Origin of the sequence: Campylobacter aviculae (assembly GCF_005406215.1) — a bacterium.
GTDB lineage: Bacteria > Campylobacterota > Campylobacteria > Campylobacterales > Campylobacteraceae > Campylobacter_D > Campylobacter_D aviculae.
Genome location: NZ_NXMA01000012.1, coordinates 1 through 15,002 on the forward strand (window position 1 = coordinate 1; position 15,002 = coordinate 15,002).

Here is a 15,002-nt window from a genome sequence, read left to right on the forward strand (position 1 = left end):
TTAAAATTCATATTCTTAGCACCAACTGAAACTGCATTTCCTGCTCCGTTACCTTCAGCCGCACCGGCACCGGCAAGTATGGTTGAACTTTCATTCACATTAGTGATAGAAAAAGCACCTGAGTCATTCACCACTACTTTTACATTTTGATTGATATCATCTGTATCATATCCTTTCATACCATCACCATCATAATCTACCCCATATCTTGCGTCTCTTTGCAAAAGCTCTCTTAAATCTTCAGTAGTATGAAATACCCTTTCAGCAGTATTTCTTAAACCACCTTTTATCGCATCATAGTAGTTTTTAGAGGCCGGATCGGTTGGAGCAGCATTCCCTGTCCCTGCTTCAAATCCCTTTCCTCCATCAGGATTATACATAGGAGGTATGCTTTGTTGAGAAGAACTATAGTTATATTTATGAGCAGTGCTAATATCTACATGGTTTTTTGTAATACCATCTTGTTGTTGATAAGTATCAGTAAACCAATCACTATCATCACCCGCTGGAGTAGATTCAACTGTAAATTTCTTATTGTCTTTATCCCAAGTAACATTTTGCATTTCACCTGCTTCATTTTCTGCATTAACAGTTAAGCTGATATTTTTCATATTATCTGTAGTGCCATCTGAATTGTCATTAACAAATTCTATACCACTACCATCAGCTGTTTTTACTGCTTTGACTCCTGTTCCTTCTCTACTATCGTTTGGAACGGTAAAAGTATTGATATAAGCTACAGCTTCATCAATACTTTTAATAGTTTCATTTTCAATATGAATTCCATTTAAGGTAATATCTAATTTTACAGGATTGTCTGTATTTCCCCAAAAAACTACATTATTTTGATTTTGTTGGCTGTTTTCATCAAAAACATTACCCCCTGCAGTTGTGAATTTAGCGTCTGCATAAGAAACCCAAATTCCTTGACCATCTCTTAAATTTAAACCTGTTCCACTTGCATTGAATAAAGAAGCACAATCAACGCCTTTTTCAGTTACATCGATAGCATTCTTAGAAGTGGTGTAAAATTGGGTGCTTGGTTTTGAAATTTATTGCAAACCCACTATTGGCAGTAAATAAAGTGAGTTAGCAATAATCTAAAAGGCAGTCAAGTCCAATCTAGTATTACAAATCTACCTAGAATAGACTTGTAAAGCGAGATTGATCATAATGAATTTTGATAGCCTTAAATTCATCAATTTGAAAATTTAATTTTTCAAATTTATTGCAACTCACTCTAAAAAGAGCGAGTTAGCAATAATTTGAAGGCAGTCACAAGTCTAATCTAGTATTACAAATCTACCTAGAATAGACTTGTAAAGCGAGATTGCTTTCCCACAAAAAGTGGGAAAAATTTTATAAAGAATCAAAAGATCAATTATTGTTTCAATTGGATCAAAGTTTGAAGCATTTGATCGCTAGTTGAAATCGTTTTAGAGTTTGCTTGATAACCTCTTTGGATGATGATAAGTTCAGTTAAAGAACGACTCAAATCCACATTTGACATTTCAAGCGCCGAAGTTTTCATCTCACCACGGCCACCTGTTCCTGCTTCACCTACGACTATACTACCACTATTAGCGGTTACTTTGTAAAGGTTTCCGCCGATTTCTTCAAGACCTGAGTTATTTGCCACAGATGCCATAGCCATTTTTGCCACTGCAAAAGTCATTCCGTTGGTAAATTCACCCAAAATATTACCCTTATCATCTACACGAAGTGCTTCTGGCTTTAAGTTTCCTGAAGTATAACCATCGGTTGCTTGGCTAGTGAGTGCTGAAGCAGAGTTTGAACTCACGAGTCCGTCGTTACTTCCACTTGTTCCAAAGCTAAGCTTGATTTGTTGGTTTGGTGCGGCACCATTGTTTGGTGAGAAATTTAAAGTTCTAGGGTTGTATGAAGATAAAGATCCGTCATTGTTAAATCTTGCCGTTCCTACGATGATATTGCTAGGACCTTCACCTGTAGTGTTAATCTCAGCAGGTTCTGGAACACGGATGATCATTTGCCATTCATTACCCCCATCTTGAGTAGTGCTTTGCTTAACAAATTGCACTTCTAAAGTATGTTTTGATCCTAAAGAATCATAAATTTCAAGTCCGGCAGAAAAAGAACTTAGTTTTAAAAGTTCGCTTTGTTTAACTTGATTTCCTGCAGGGAAAACTCCATCAAGACCTTTAAAGATTTTAGTGAAGGCATCATTAGTGCTTACTTTTCCTAAACTATCTGTATAAGAAGTAACATTAAAATTCATATTCTTAGCACCAACTGAAACTGCATTTCCTGCTCCGTTACCTTCAGCCGCACCGGCACCGGCAAGTATGGTTGAACTTTCATTCACATTAGTGATAGAAAAAGCACCTGAGTCATTCACCACTACTTTTACATTTTGATTGATATCATCTGTATCATATCCTTTCATACCATCACCATCATAATCTACCCCATATCTTGCGTCTCTTTGCAAAAGCTCTCTTAAATCTTCAGTAGTATGAAATACCCTTTCAGCAGTATTTCTTAAACCACCTTTTATCGCATCATAGTAGTTTTTAGAGGCCGGATCGGTTGGAGCAGCATTCCCTGTCCCTGCTTCAAATCCCTTTCCTCCATCAGGATTATACATAGGAGGTATGCTTTGTTGAGAAGAACTATAGATATATTTATGAGCAGTGATAATATCTACATGGTTTTTTGTAATACCATCTTGTTGTTGATAAGTATCAGTAAACCAATCACTATCATCACCCGCTGGAGTAGATTCAACTGTAAATTTCTTATTGTCTTTATCCCAAGTAACATTTTGCATTTCACCTGCTTCATTTTCTGCATTAACAGTTAAGCTGATATTTTTCATATTATCTGTAGTGCCATCTGAATTGTCATTAACAAATTCTATACCACTACCATCAGCTGTTTTTACTGCTTTGACTCCTGTTCCTTCTCTACTATCGTTTGGAACGGTAAAAGTATTGATATAAGCTACAGCTTCATCAATACTTTTAATAGTTTCATTTTCAATATGAATTCCATTTAAGGTAATATCTAATTTTACAGGATTGTCTGTATTTCCCCAAAAAACTACATTATTTTGATTTTGTTGGCTGTTTTCATCAAAAACATTACCCCCTGCAGTTGTGAATTTAGCGTCTGCATAAGAAACCCAAATTCCTTGACCATCTCTTAAATTTAAACCTGTTCCACTTGCATTGAATAAAGAAGCACAATCAACGCCTTTTTCAGTTACATCGATAGCATTCTTAGAAGTGGTGTAAAATTGAGTCGTTCCTGTGTCGTTTTCGTCTGCATCTTCACCTGTTTTTTTGTTAAAACCATGGATAGAATCCAAAGAATACAATGGTCTGCTAGCCGTTCCTATACTAAGACCACTATTAAGGTTTGCTTTGATCGCTACTTCAGTGGATTGTGCTGCAGGGATATGCATACCTGGATCGATAAAAATATTTTGTGGACTTCTTGAAGAATCAATGGTTTGACTATCCCAGTCTATATTCCAACCTTGTACCACATAACCTGCGTTATTAACAAAATTTCCATAAGCGTCAAGTTTAAAATCTCCAGCTCTTGTAAGATAATTTGTCAAACCTCCATCATCACTCACCATAAAAAAGCCGTCTCCGTTGATCGCAACGTCGGTATTTTTATCGGTAGTTTGAACTGAACCTTGAGAATGAATTCTTGTAGTTGAACTCACAGAAACACCCAGTCCAATTTGAAGGGGATTTTGTCCGCCTCTACCATCGGTTGGTGTTGTAGCGATTTTTACTGTTTGAGAAAACATCGTTCCAAAATCGGCACGAGAGTATTTAAAACCTGTGGTATTAACGTTAGAAATGTTGTTACCTTCAACGTCCATTGCTATTTGGTGTGCTTGAAGTCCGCTCACTCCGGACCAAAGTGATCTCATCATAGTTAAATCCTTTATAAAATATTGCTTTTTAACGCATTTGCGTTTATGCAAGTTTATAAGCAAGTTCCGTTCCAACTTTTTAAATTTTTAAGTAAAAATGTAAAAAATTTTTGAAAAATTAAGTTTTTAGTGTAGTTTTATAAGGGTGGGTGGGTTGGGAAAATTTCTAGCTAAAACTCTATTAATTCTAACATTTGTCGGTAGAATTTGAACTTAAATTTTAAAGCTTTTTAGTTTTATCAAAAACTTTAAAGTGAATTGATATGTATAATCTAATTTAATAATGTTTATGCTATAAAAATTTGCTTTGTTATGGTTACTGAAATGGCCTAATTCTATACCTCTACAGTTTCATCAATACTTTTAATAGTTGAATTTTCAATATGAATTCCATTTAAGGTAATATCTAATTTTACAGGATTGTCTGTATTTCCCCAAAAAACTACATTATTTTGATCTTGATGGCTGTTTTCATCAAAAACATTACCCCCTGCAGTTGTGAATTTAGCGTCTGCATAAGAAACCCAAATTCCTTTATACTCTTACTCTTAAATTTGCAGCGTGTGTTAAAGCAACAGCAATAGCATCTGTGATATCTAAGGGTTTAATATCTTTGCTAAGTCCTAAAAGTCTTTTTACCATAAAGGCAACCTGTTCTTTTGTCGCTTTTGCCTTACCTGTAACGGATTTTTTAACTTGTAAAGGGGTGTATTCTGCAAAATCGCCGTGAATTTGTAGAATTTTCAAACTTAAAGCTCCACGAAATTGTGCGAGTTTTAAAACGCTTTTTGGATTGTAAGCAAAAAAGATATCTTCTATCGCTACCTCATCAAAATGGTGTGTCTTAAAAATAAGATCTAAACCTTCACAAAGCTCTGTGATTTGATACTGCAAAGTACTAGGTTTGATCTTAATCAGTCCTGCTTCTATGAGAATGGTTTTATTTTTATTTGCTTCTATAATGGCATAACCGCAATTTCTTGAACCTGGATCGATACCTAAAATTTTCAATTTTCACCCTTAAAATAAAATAGATTTTAACCTTTTTTTATAAAATTTAAGATAAAATTTATACATTAAAAATTAAAGAGAGATAATGAACCCAAATGATATACTCCAAAATTTAAAAAAAGAATTAAGCGAAAATGAGTACGAAAATTATATATCCACTTTAAAATACAATGAAAAACAAAGCAAAGCTGATCTTTTAATTTTTAACGCTCCAAATGAACTCATCGCTAAATTCATACAAACGAAATACGCCAACAAAATTTCACATTTTTATGAAGTGCAAAGCGGAATAAAAGCTACTATCAATATACAAGCTCAAAGTCAAAAACACACAAGAAGTACTATAAAAATAGATATAGCAAACATAAAAGCACAAAGTACGATTTTAAATCCTTCTTTTACTTTTGAAAGCTTTGTAGTAGGAGACTCTAATAAATACGCTTATGGAACTTGTAAAGCGGTCTCACATAAAGATAAACTTGGAAAGCTTTACAATCCTATATTTATCTATGGTTCTACAGGACTTGGAAAAACTCACTTACTTCAGGCTGTAGGCAATGCAAGTTTAGAAATGGGTAAAAAAGTGATCTATGCTACGAGTGAAAATTTTGTCAATGAATTCACCTCGAATTTAAAAAACGGCTCCTTGGATAAATTTCACGACAAATATAGAAATTGTGATGTTTTGCTTATAGATGACGTGCAATTTTTAGGAAAAACGGATAAAATTCAGGAAGAATTTTTCTTTATATTTAATGAAATCAAAAACAATAACGGACAAATCATCATGACTTCAGATAATCCGCCTAATATGCTAAAAGGCATCACAGAACGCTTAAAAAGTCGTTTTGCACATGGGATCATTGCTGATATCACTCCGCCACAACTTGATACTAAAATCGCTATCATAAGAAAAAAATGTGAATTTAATGATATCAATCTTTCTAATGATATCATAAATTATATCGCCACTTCTTTAGGGGATAACATACGTGAAATTGAAGGGATTATCATCAGCTTAAATGCTTATGCAAACATAGTCGGACAAGAAATCACGCTCGAACTTGCAAAAAGTGTTATGAAAGATCATATCAAAGAGAAAAAAGAAAATATCAGCATAGAAGATATCTTAGCCTTAGTTTGTAAAGAATTTAACATCAAACCAAGTGATGTGAAATCAAACAATAAAAAACAAAATGTCGTTATAGCTAGACGTGTTGCGATCTACTTAGCAAGGGAACTTACTAGCCTTACTTTTTCGCAATTGGCTAATTTTTTCGTGATGAAAGATCACACAGCCATTTCACATAGTGTGAAAAAAATCAAAGAATTGATAGAAGAAAATAATGAAACTAAGATAAAAATCGAAGAATTAAAAAATAAAATTTTAGCTAAAAGTCAAATTTAAGTGAAAAAAGGTGAAAAAAATGAAACACCAATGTGAAAAAAATAGAATTAAGCAAAGTATGGTAAAATACAAATTTAATGATTTTTTGCTGAAAAATTTCACAATTTCAACAGACTTATTATTACGACGAATTTAAATTAAATAAAAAGCAAGGAGAAAAAATGAAACTTAGTATCAATAAAAATACACTTGAATCTGCAATCATTTTGTGTAATGCTTACGTTGAAAAAAAAGACGCTAGCACCATCACTTCACATTTACTTTTTCAAGCTGAAGAAGATAAACTCATTATCAAAGCAAGTGATTTTGAAATAGGAATCAACTATAAGATAAGAAAAATTCGTGTTGAAAGCAGTGGTTTTGCAACTGCAAATGCAAAAAGTATAGCTGATGTTATCAAAAGTTTAAACAATGAAGAAGTGATTTTAGAAACTATAGATAATTTCTTATTTATCAGACAAAAAAGAACAAAATATAAATTACCTATGTTTAATTATGAAGATTTTCCTAATTTTCCAAAAACAGAAGGAAAAAATCAATTTGACATTGATTCAAGTGATTTAAGTCGCTCTCTTAAAAAAATCTTACCAAGCATTGATACTAACAATCCAAAATACTCTTTAAATGGTGCCTTTTTAGATATTAAAACTGATAAAATTAATTTTGTTGGAACTGACACTAGACGCCTTGCTGTTTATACTCTTGAAAAAACAAATCCTCAAGAATTTTCTATAAGTATTCCTAAAAAAGCTATTATGGAAATGCAAAAACTTTTCTATGAAAAAATAGAAATTTATTATGATCAAAATATGCTTATTGCTAAAAATGATAATTTTGAATTCTTTACTAAACTCATCAATGATAAATTCCCTGATTATGAAAAAGTCATACCAAAAGAATTCAAACAAAGCCTTGAATTTTCAACAGAAGATTTTATAGATAGTCTTAGAAAAATCAGCGTTGTAACTGAAAAAATGAAACTTCATTTCAATAAAGATAAAATCATTTTTGAAGGTATAAGTTTAGACAATATGGAAGCAAAAACCGAACTTGAAATCCAAACAGGTGTGAGTGAAGAATTTAATCTAACCATAAAAATAAAACATTTACTTGACTTTTTAACTTCTATAGAAGAAGAAAAATTTACATTAAATGTTAATGAATCAAATTTAGCTTTTGTAGTTAAGTCTCAGGGCTTATCTATGGTTATTATGCCTATGATTTTGTAAGAAATTTTTTAAAAAGTTAGATAAAAAAGGAAAGATATGCAAGAAAATTACGGCGGAAGTAATATCAAAGTTCTAAAAGGCTTAGAAGCTGTTAGAAAACGCCCTGGTATGTATATAGGAGATACTAACATAGGCGGACTTCATCATATGATTTATGAAGTGGTGGATAATTCCATCGATGAAGCTATGGCTGGGCATTGTGATACTATCGATGTAGAAATTACCACTGAAGGAAGTTGTATCGTAAGTGATAATGGACGTGGTATCCCTGTAGATATGCATCCAACTGAAAATATACCTACTTTAACTGTTGTTTTAACCGTTCTTCACGCAGGGGGTAAATTCGATAAAGATACCTATAAAGTTTCAGGTGGTTTGCATGGGGTTGGGGTTTCTGTAGTGAACGCTCTTTCTAAAAAACTTGTAGCCACAGTTGAAAGAAATGGAGAAATTTATCGTCAAGAATTTTCAGAAGGTAAAGTTACAAGTGAATTTAGTGTGATAGGCAAGAGTAAAAAAACGGGAACGACGATTGAATTTTGGCCTGATAATACTATCTTTGAAGTGACTGAATTTGATTATGAAATTTTGGCAAAAAGATTTAGAGAACTTGCGTATTTAAATCCAAAAATTACGATTAATTTTAAAGACAATCGTGTAGGTAGAAATGAAAGTTTTCATTTTGAGGGAGGAATTTCGCAATTTGTAAGCGATATGAATAAAAAAGAAGCTTTAACAAAACCGATTTTCTTTAGCGTAGATGAAGAAGATGTCAATGTAGAAGTGGCTTTGCTTTATAATGATACTTATAGTGAAAATTTACTCTCTTTTGTCAATAATATCAAAACTCCAGATGGCGGAACTCATGAAGCCGGTTTTAGAATGGGCTTAACTCGTGTGATCAGCAATTATATCGAAGCCAATGCTAGTGCTAGAGAAAAAGACAATAAAATCACCGGTGAGGATGTAAGGGAAGGCCTTATAGCTGTTGTGAGTGTGAAGGTGCCTGAACCGCAATTTGAAGGACAAACTAAAGGAAAATTAGGATCTTCTTATGTGCGTCCTATCGTTTCAAAGGCTAGTTTTGAGTATCTAAGTAAATATTTTGAAGAAAATCCTATCGAAGCAAAAGCCATTATGAATAAAGCTTTAATGGCTGCACGTGGTAGAGAAGCGGCTAAAAAAGCTAGAGAATTAACCCGTAAAAAAGAAAGTCTAAGCGTTGGAACTTTGCCAGGAAAATTGGCTGATTGTCAAAGTAAGGATCCAAGTGAAAGTGAAATTTATCTTGTTGAGGGTGATTCTGCGGGCGGTTCTGCAAAACAAGGACGTGAAAGATCTTTTCAAGCGATCTTGCCTTTGCGTGGTAAAATTCTTAATGTTGAAAAAGCAAGACTGGATAAAATTTTAAAATCAGAACAAATCCAAAATATGATCACCGCTTTTGGTTGCGGTATAGGAGATGATTTTGATATTTCAAAATTAAGATATCATAAGATCATCATTATGACGGATGCGGATGTGGATGGATCGCACATACAAACCTTGCTTTTAACGTTCTTCTTCCGTTTTATGAATGAACTTGTGGCTAATGGACATATTTATCTTGCACAACCGCCACTTTATCGTTATAAAAAAGGGCAAAAAAAAGAAATTTATCTTAAAGATGAAAAAGCTTTAAATGATTATTTGATCGAAACTGGAATTGAAAGTTCTAATTATGAAGGCATAGGATTAAACGATCTTAAAGACTTTTTAAAAATCGTTGCCGCTTATAGATCGGTTTTAAATGATCTCAAAAAACGTTTTAATGTGATTTCTGTGATCCGCTATCTTATAGAAAATCCTGATTTTATCAAAGAAGATAATGAAGAACTTTTTAAAATCGTAAAAGCCTTTTTAGAAAAAGAAGGACACAATATCTTAAATCACTATATCAATGAAAACGAAATTCGCATTTACGTGCAAACTGAAAATGGTTTAGAAGAACTAATCATCAATGATGATTTGTTTTCACATCCGCTTTATGAAGAAGCAAATTTTATCTTTAGTAAAATCAAAGAGCGTGATTTAGCTTTTGAAAAAGATATCTTAGAAATTTTAGATGAAGTTGAGAGAAATGCTAAAAAAGGAGCTTATATCCAACGTTATAAAGGTTTAGGTGAGATGAATCCTGAACAACTTTGGGAAACGACTATGGATCCAAGCATAAGAAGACTTCTTAAAATCACCATAGAAGACGCACAAAGTGCTAATGATACCTTTAATCTTTTCATGGGTGATGAGGTAGAGCCAAGACGTGATTATATCCAAGCACACGCTAAGGATGTGAAGCATTTGGATGTGTGATAAAACAAAGAAGATTTTTTCTTCTTTGTTTGGAAAGTAACTGCTTAAAATTGACACTTTAACTTTTATCATAAATTCTATTTTTTACTTTAAAAATATAATAATTAAATATAATATAAATATTATTTTATTAAAATATGCAGTTTGCTAAAAGGATTTTCTATGGAAGCTAGAGAAAATAATTTTAATTTTATAAGAGACGAAAAAAGAGTAGTTATTCCTTTTTTTCAAAGAGCTTATGTATGGAAAGATATGCATTGGAATCAATTACTGAAAGATTTAAAGTGTAGTTTTCTAGAGAAAAAAGAACATTTTTTGGGTTCTATTATTTTAAAACGAAATAATGGAGTTGAGAATTATTCTACTATCATTGATGGACAACAAAGACTTACTACTTTTTCAATTTTAGTTAAAGTTTTATATGATTTTTTAGAACAAGAACAAAAAGAAAAATTAGAATTAAAAACTTATTTATTTTCTAAAAAAGAATCGAAAATTAATCATTCAAGACTAGATAAAGAAAAGTATGAAAAAATTTTAAAAGATAAAGATATTGATAACCAAGAAAAAGAAGGAATTTTTGGTTGTTTTAATTATTTTAAAAAAGAAATAGAAAATTTGAAACAAAATATTAATTTATCTAAATTTGTAGAATTTATTATAGAAAGTAAATTATGGGTTGTTGTTTGTTTAAATGCAAATGAAGATGAACAAAAAATATTTGATTCAATTAATTCTACAGGACAAAAACTTTCATCTACTGATATTATTAAAAATGCTTTATTTGATAAAATCATAAAAATAACCGATGAAGATAAAGCTATGCAATATTATGAGAAATATTGGGATAATGTATTTGACAAAGACGAAGAAGAACAAAATTTTTGGAATGAAGAAATAGAAAGTGGTAGAGTTAAAAGAAGTAAAAGTGAAATATTTTTACATTCTTATGCAATTATAAAAGGTATTTTTAATAGTGATTCAGATAGCTTAAGTAATTTAAGTTCTCTATATAAAGATTATATAAAAAATTTGAAAGAAAATGAATTAGAAAATTTATTAAGTGAGTTAAAAGATTATGCAAAAATATACCGTAATTTTCCAAATATAAATAAAGAAACGGTTTTAAAATATAAAAATTATGAATTAAGATTTTTTCATATAATTCATACTTATAGCATGAATACTGTTTTACCTTTAATCTTATTTTTAAAAAAAATGTTGGTAAAAAAAGAAAATATTTATAAACAATGTCTATATTTACTAGAAATATTAATGATGTATAATTTCGAAACTAAAGATTATAATAAGTTTTTTTCAAAAGTTATTAAAAAAATTCAAAAGGTTAATTTTGATGATATAGCTAATATTATAAGAATTGAAATTTTTGATAAATATGGAAAGTGTTTTAATAAAAAAGAAATTAAAGAATGGTTAACTAATATAGATAATTATGACGCAAAATTCGTCTTATTTTGGATTGAATTATACAGACAAGATAAAAATAAAGATTATAAGGATAATACTTTAGGTTTGAATTATGTTTATACTTTAGAACATTTATTGCCTAAAAGTTGGCAAGAGCATTGGAGTGATATTATAAGCGATGAAAAACAAGCGGAAAAATTTATTTATCAGATTGGTAATATGACTTTATTAAAAGGTAAACTTAATACTTCTTTGAAAAATCAAAATTGGCAATTTAAACTTAATGGAGATGGAAAAGTTAAAAATTATATTCGTAAAAATGCTGATTTATTAATCAATAAAGAATTATTAGACAAAAAATCATGGGATACAAAAGAAATTGAAAAAAGGACGAAAAAATGTATTGATGATTTTTTTGAAATCTGGGATGTTAATATATTTAATAAAAATAACGAATAAAACTGAATTTTTATCAAAAAAAGTGAATTTCTTTTTTTGATAAAATAAAATTATTTCTTTTCTAAAAGAACAGCTAAAGGAACTCTTCTTCTAGTGTTGTATTGTTCTCCGTAGTATTTTTCAAGATAATTTAAAATCTTTTCTTCATCTGCAGCAGGTATTTCCCAAAGTCCTTCTTCTGCTTGCATCCATCTAATGGCAGCTAACCAAGCTTGTTTGTTTGCGTGCATATTTGTAATCAGTCCTGAATTATGACAAGCAAGACAGTTAGCTTCTACTAAAGGAGAATCAGGATCGATGATCAAACCTGTTTCTGGATTGACTTTATAATCTTGAGCAAAGGAAAAACTCAAGCTTAAAGTGAGTAAAAATAAAATTTTTTTAAACATGATCAAACTCCATACACATTCACTCTATGGCAAGCATTATTGATATAACCACCTGGATTCCACTGGGCTAAAACCATAGGTTGGCTTTTATTTTCACTATCGACTGCTCTAGCCCAAATTTCATAATATCCTTTTGTCGGAATAGAAACTTCAGCACTCCATTTTTGCCATGCTAAACGATTGAGAGGTTTTTCTACTTTAGCCTTAGTCCAAGTCACACCATAATCACAACTCACAAAAACGTCTTTTACAAACAATTCTCCCGCCCAAGCTTTTCCTCTAACTTCGAATTTTTTATTGACTTTTACTTTAGTGCCATTTTTAACATTAGTGATTACAGATCTTACCGGCATTGATTCTATGATTTTTGTTTCGCCTTTATAGCTAAAATCACCTGGTTTTACAGGAGTTACAGGAACTCTATAAGATCCTTCCATTTTTTCACCATCATGAACTTTGTTTCTTACTACGATTTTGCTTAGCCACTTTCCGCTTGTACTTGCAGGATAACCCCCACAAACTAAGCGTAAAGGGTAGCCATTGTATAATGGAATATCTTTTCCTTCATAAGCCCAAGCGACTAAGGTTTCATCTTGTAAAGCTTTAGAAATAGGAACGCCACGGCTAATAGGAGAAATTTCTTCACCATTTAATTTAGTATCTATTCCATAATATCCAATATAAACAGCGTCTTTTTTGATCCCACAATCTTCTAAAATATCTTTTAATCTCACTCCAGTCCATCTACCACAAGCTACAGCACCATAACCCCATTGAGTTCCTTTAGTGCTAGGTAAAACTTCACCTCTTCCATTTCCACCACACTCAAGAGTTAAGGCGTAAGTATAGGTTTTGAATTTCTTTTTTAACTCATCTAAAGTATAAGTTTTAGAATTTACAACACTTTCACCGCCAATTTCTAAAGTCCAACCTTTTTTTAATCTTGCTTTGATAGTTTCTAAAGTTGGTGGAACTCCGTTGTTTCTAACAAAGAAATTTTCAGGTTTTGTAAAATCGCTGTCTAAAGCATAAATTTCTGTTTCTGCAGTCATTGGTCTATCGCCATGATAGATCAAATCTTTTTTTCCTTCGATTTTGAAACTAGGCAATTCTTTTGCTAAAGCCTTACTGCCTAAGAAATTTTCAAAAGAAAAATTAGATAATGTGCTTATTCCTAGCAAACTAATCCCTAAATTTTTTAAAAAATCTCTTCGGTTTTCTTTATTTTGATCGGTTTCTTTCATTATATTTCCCCTGTATTTTAAAATTTCAAAATTGTATTATAATTTAAATAATTTAAATAATTTATAATATTAATGCTTTTGATTAAAAAAAATAATTAAAACAGAGAAATTTTAAAATATTATGTATTAAAATAAAAAACTTTATCGCATTTTAACTAAAATTATTTTACAATCCAATCTTTTACTAAAATTAAGGAAGAAATTTGATTTTACTTACAAATCCAGTTATAGTAAGTGTTTTTATAATGACCTTGCTTTGTTTATTTCGTTTTAACGTGCTTTTAAGCCTTTTAATTTCTGCTCTTGTAGCAGGAATGCTAAATCATATGTCATTAACAGATGCTATGGATGCTTTGATTACCGGGATGAAAGGAAATTTAAAAACCGCTTTAAGTTATGTGATTTTAGGCGCTATAGCAGCAGCTATTTCACGCACTCATTTAACGGCGTATTTGATTAAAATGGTGAGTCGTTTTATTTCTCATAAAAAATATTTATTGATTTTATCCATTGCTATAATTTCTTGTTTTTCTCAAAATTTAATCCCTATCCACGTGGCTTTTATTCCTCTACTTATACCGCCACTTTTGAGTTTATTTAATCGTTTAAAAATAGATCGTAGAGCGGTTGCTTGTGCTTTAACTTTTGGACTTACAACTCCTTATATGGTGTTGCCTGTTGGTTTTGGTTTGACTTTTCAAGATCTTTTAAGGGATAATCTTGAACAAAATGGTGTAAATGTAACCTTAACTGATGTTACACATACGATGTATTTAGCAGCTATTTGTATGATAACAGGTCTTTTTTTGGCTATTTTTGTATTTTATCGCAAACCAAAAGAATATAAAGAGATAGAGCTTGCTAAAATTGATTTAGATAATCTACAAATGACGCGTAAAGAATGGGGTGTTTTAGCTGGATTGATTTTAACTTTAATTTTGCAAATTATCACTATGAATTTACCTTTATCTGGACTTTTGGGCTTTATTTTAATGGTGATTTTAGGAGGAGTAGAGTATCGCAACGTGAATATGGTTTTTGATGACGGACTTAAAATGATGGGTTTTATCGCCTTTGTAATCCTTGTAGCAGCAGGCTATGGAGAGGTTTTAAAGCAAGGTGGAGCTGTTAAAGAACTTGTTGATTTTGTTGTTCCATGGATCAAAGAAAGTAAATTTTTAGCCATCTTTTTAATGCTTTTAATCGGACTTATTGTAACTATGGGTATAGGAACTTCTTTTGGAACGATACCTATCATTGCCACGCTTTTTTGTCCTATTTGTTTAGAGCTTGGTTTTAGCATTCCTCTGACAATTTTTATTTTAGGTGTAGCTGGAGCTTTAGGAGATGCTGGAAGTCCTGCTAGTGAAACGACTATGGGAACAAGCGTGGGTTTAAATGCTGATAAACAACACGATCATATTAAGGATACTTGTGTGCCCACTTTTATTTTTTACAATGGCCCTTTACTGATTTTAGGAAGTATTATTGCTATGTTTTTATAGCGTCTAGTTTATATTCTTATTTATGTTATAATCCTTATAAATAGTGAAA

At 31.3% G+C, this 15,002-nt stretch carries 9 protein-coding genes and 2 pseudogenes; 5 read left to right on the top strand and 6 right to left on the bottom strand.

The window, feature by feature from the left end:
- From CQA76_RS09240 to ruvC, 4 genes and pseudogenes are all read right to left on the bottom strand, one after another.
- A pseudogene (locus CQA76_RS09240) lies at positions 1-1,040 on the bottom strand (flagellar hook protein FlgE); the annotation flags it as partial.
- Between the two features lie 341 nt (positions 1,041-1,381).
- Positions 1,382-3,931, bottom strand: coding sequence for a flagellar hook protein FlgE (gene flgE / locus CQA76_RS06830; RefSeq protein WP_137622676.1), 2,550 nt, complete (start codon positions 3,929-3,931; stop codon positions 1,382-1,384).
- Between the two features lie 344 nt (positions 3,932-4,275).
- Positions 4,276-4,473, bottom strand: a pseudogene (locus CQA76_RS09435) (hypothetical protein); the annotation flags it as partial.
- The gene (gene ruvC, locus CQA76_RS06835; protein ID WP_137622677.1) at positions 4,466-4,942 is read right to left on the bottom strand and encodes a crossover junction endodeoxyribonuclease RuvC; all 477 of its coding nucleotides are present in this window, start codon (positions 4,940-4,942) and stop codon (positions 4,466-4,468) included. The pseudogene CQA76_RS09435 and the gene ruvC, both read right to left, overlap by 8 nt.
- Before the next feature lie 85 nt (positions 4,943-5,027).
- Here ruvC and dnaA point away from each other — a divergent pair, with 85 nt between their 5' ends.
- The 4 genes from dnaA (at position 5,028) to CQA76_RS06855 (ending at position 11,815) form a co-directional block, all read left to right on the top strand.
- Positions 5,028-6,350, top strand: coding sequence for a chromosomal replication initiator protein DnaA (gene dnaA / locus CQA76_RS06840; RefSeq protein WP_137622678.1), 1,323 nt, complete (start codon positions 5,028-5,030; stop codon positions 6,348-6,350).
- Positions 6,351-6,511: 161 nt separating this feature from the next.
- Positions 6,512-7,579, top strand: a complete 1,068-nt coding sequence (gene dnaN, locus CQA76_RS06845; protein WP_137622679.1) for a DNA polymerase III subunit beta — start codon at positions 6,512-6,514, stop codon at positions 7,577-7,579.
- Between the two features lie 36 nt (positions 7,580-7,615).
- Positions 7,616-9,928, top strand: a complete 2,313-nt coding sequence (gene gyrB / locus CQA76_RS06850) for a DNA topoisomerase (ATP-hydrolyzing) subunit B (RefSeq protein ID WP_137622680.1) — start codon at positions 7,616-7,618, stop codon at positions 9,926-9,928.
- 162 nt (positions 9,929-10,090) lie between these two features.
- The gene (locus CQA76_RS06855; protein ID WP_137622681.1) at positions 10,091-11,815 is read left to right on the top strand and encodes a DUF262 domain-containing protein; all 1,725 of its coding nucleotides are present in this window, start codon (positions 10,091-10,093) and stop codon (positions 11,813-11,815) included.
- A 50-nt stretch (positions 11,816-11,865) separates the two neighbouring features.
- Here CQA76_RS06855 and sorB read toward each other — a convergent pair whose 3' ends face one another.
- Together sorB and sorA are read right to left on the bottom strand one after the other, a co-directional pair.
- Complete coding sequence (gene sorB / locus CQA76_RS06860; RefSeq protein ID WP_137622682.1) at positions 11,866-12,204, bottom strand: sulfite:cytochrome c oxidoreductase monoheme cytochrome C subunit; 339 nt, start codon at positions 12,202-12,204, stop codon at positions 11,866-11,868.
- 2 nt (positions 12,205-12,206) lie between these two features.
- Positions 12,207-13,448: a sulfite:cytochrome c oxidoreductase molybdopterin oxidoreductase subunit gene (gene sorA, locus CQA76_RS06865; protein WP_137622683.1), complete on the bottom strand. Its 1,242-nt coding sequence runs from the start codon at positions 13,446-13,448 to the stop codon at positions 12,207-12,209.
- A gap of 203 nt (positions 13,449-13,651) precedes the next feature.
- On the opposite strand from sorA, the gene CQA76_RS06870 reads away from it, so the two are divergent.
- Positions 13,652-14,953, top strand: a complete 1,302-nt coding sequence (locus CQA76_RS06870) for a Na+/H+ antiporter family protein (RefSeq protein WP_137622684.1) — start codon at positions 13,652-13,654, stop codon at positions 14,951-14,953.
- The last annotated feature ends 49 nt before the right edge of the window (positions 14,954-15,002 follow it).

Excerpts from the sequence above, each read along its gene's own strand:
- dnaN (WP_137622679.1), top strand. The coding sequence starts at position 6,512 with ATGAAACTTAGTATCAATAAAAATACACTTGAATCTGCAATCATTTTG.
- sorB (WP_137622682.1), bottom strand. The coding sequence starts at position 12,204 with ATGTTTAAAAAAATTTTATTTTTACTCACTTTAAGCTTGAGTTTTTCC.
- dnaA (WP_137622678.1), top strand. The coding sequence starts at position 5,028 with ATGAACCCAAATGATATACTCCAAAATTTAAAAAAAGAATTAAGCGAA.
- CQA76_RS06855 (WP_137622681.1), top strand. The coding sequence starts at position 10,091 with ATGGAAGCTAGAGAAAATAATTTTAATTTTATAAGAGACGAAAAAAGA.
- gyrB (WP_137622680.1), top strand. The coding sequence starts at position 7,616 with ATGCAAGAAAATTACGGCGGAAGTAATATCAAAGTTCTAAAAGGCTTA.
- sorA (WP_137622683.1), bottom strand. The coding sequence starts at position 13,448 with ATGAAAGAAACCGATCAAAATAAAGAAAACCGAAGAGATTTTTTAAAA.
- flgE (WP_137622676.1), bottom strand. The coding sequence starts at position 3,931 with ATGATGAGATCACTTTGGTCCGGAGTGAGCGGACTTCAAGCACACCAA.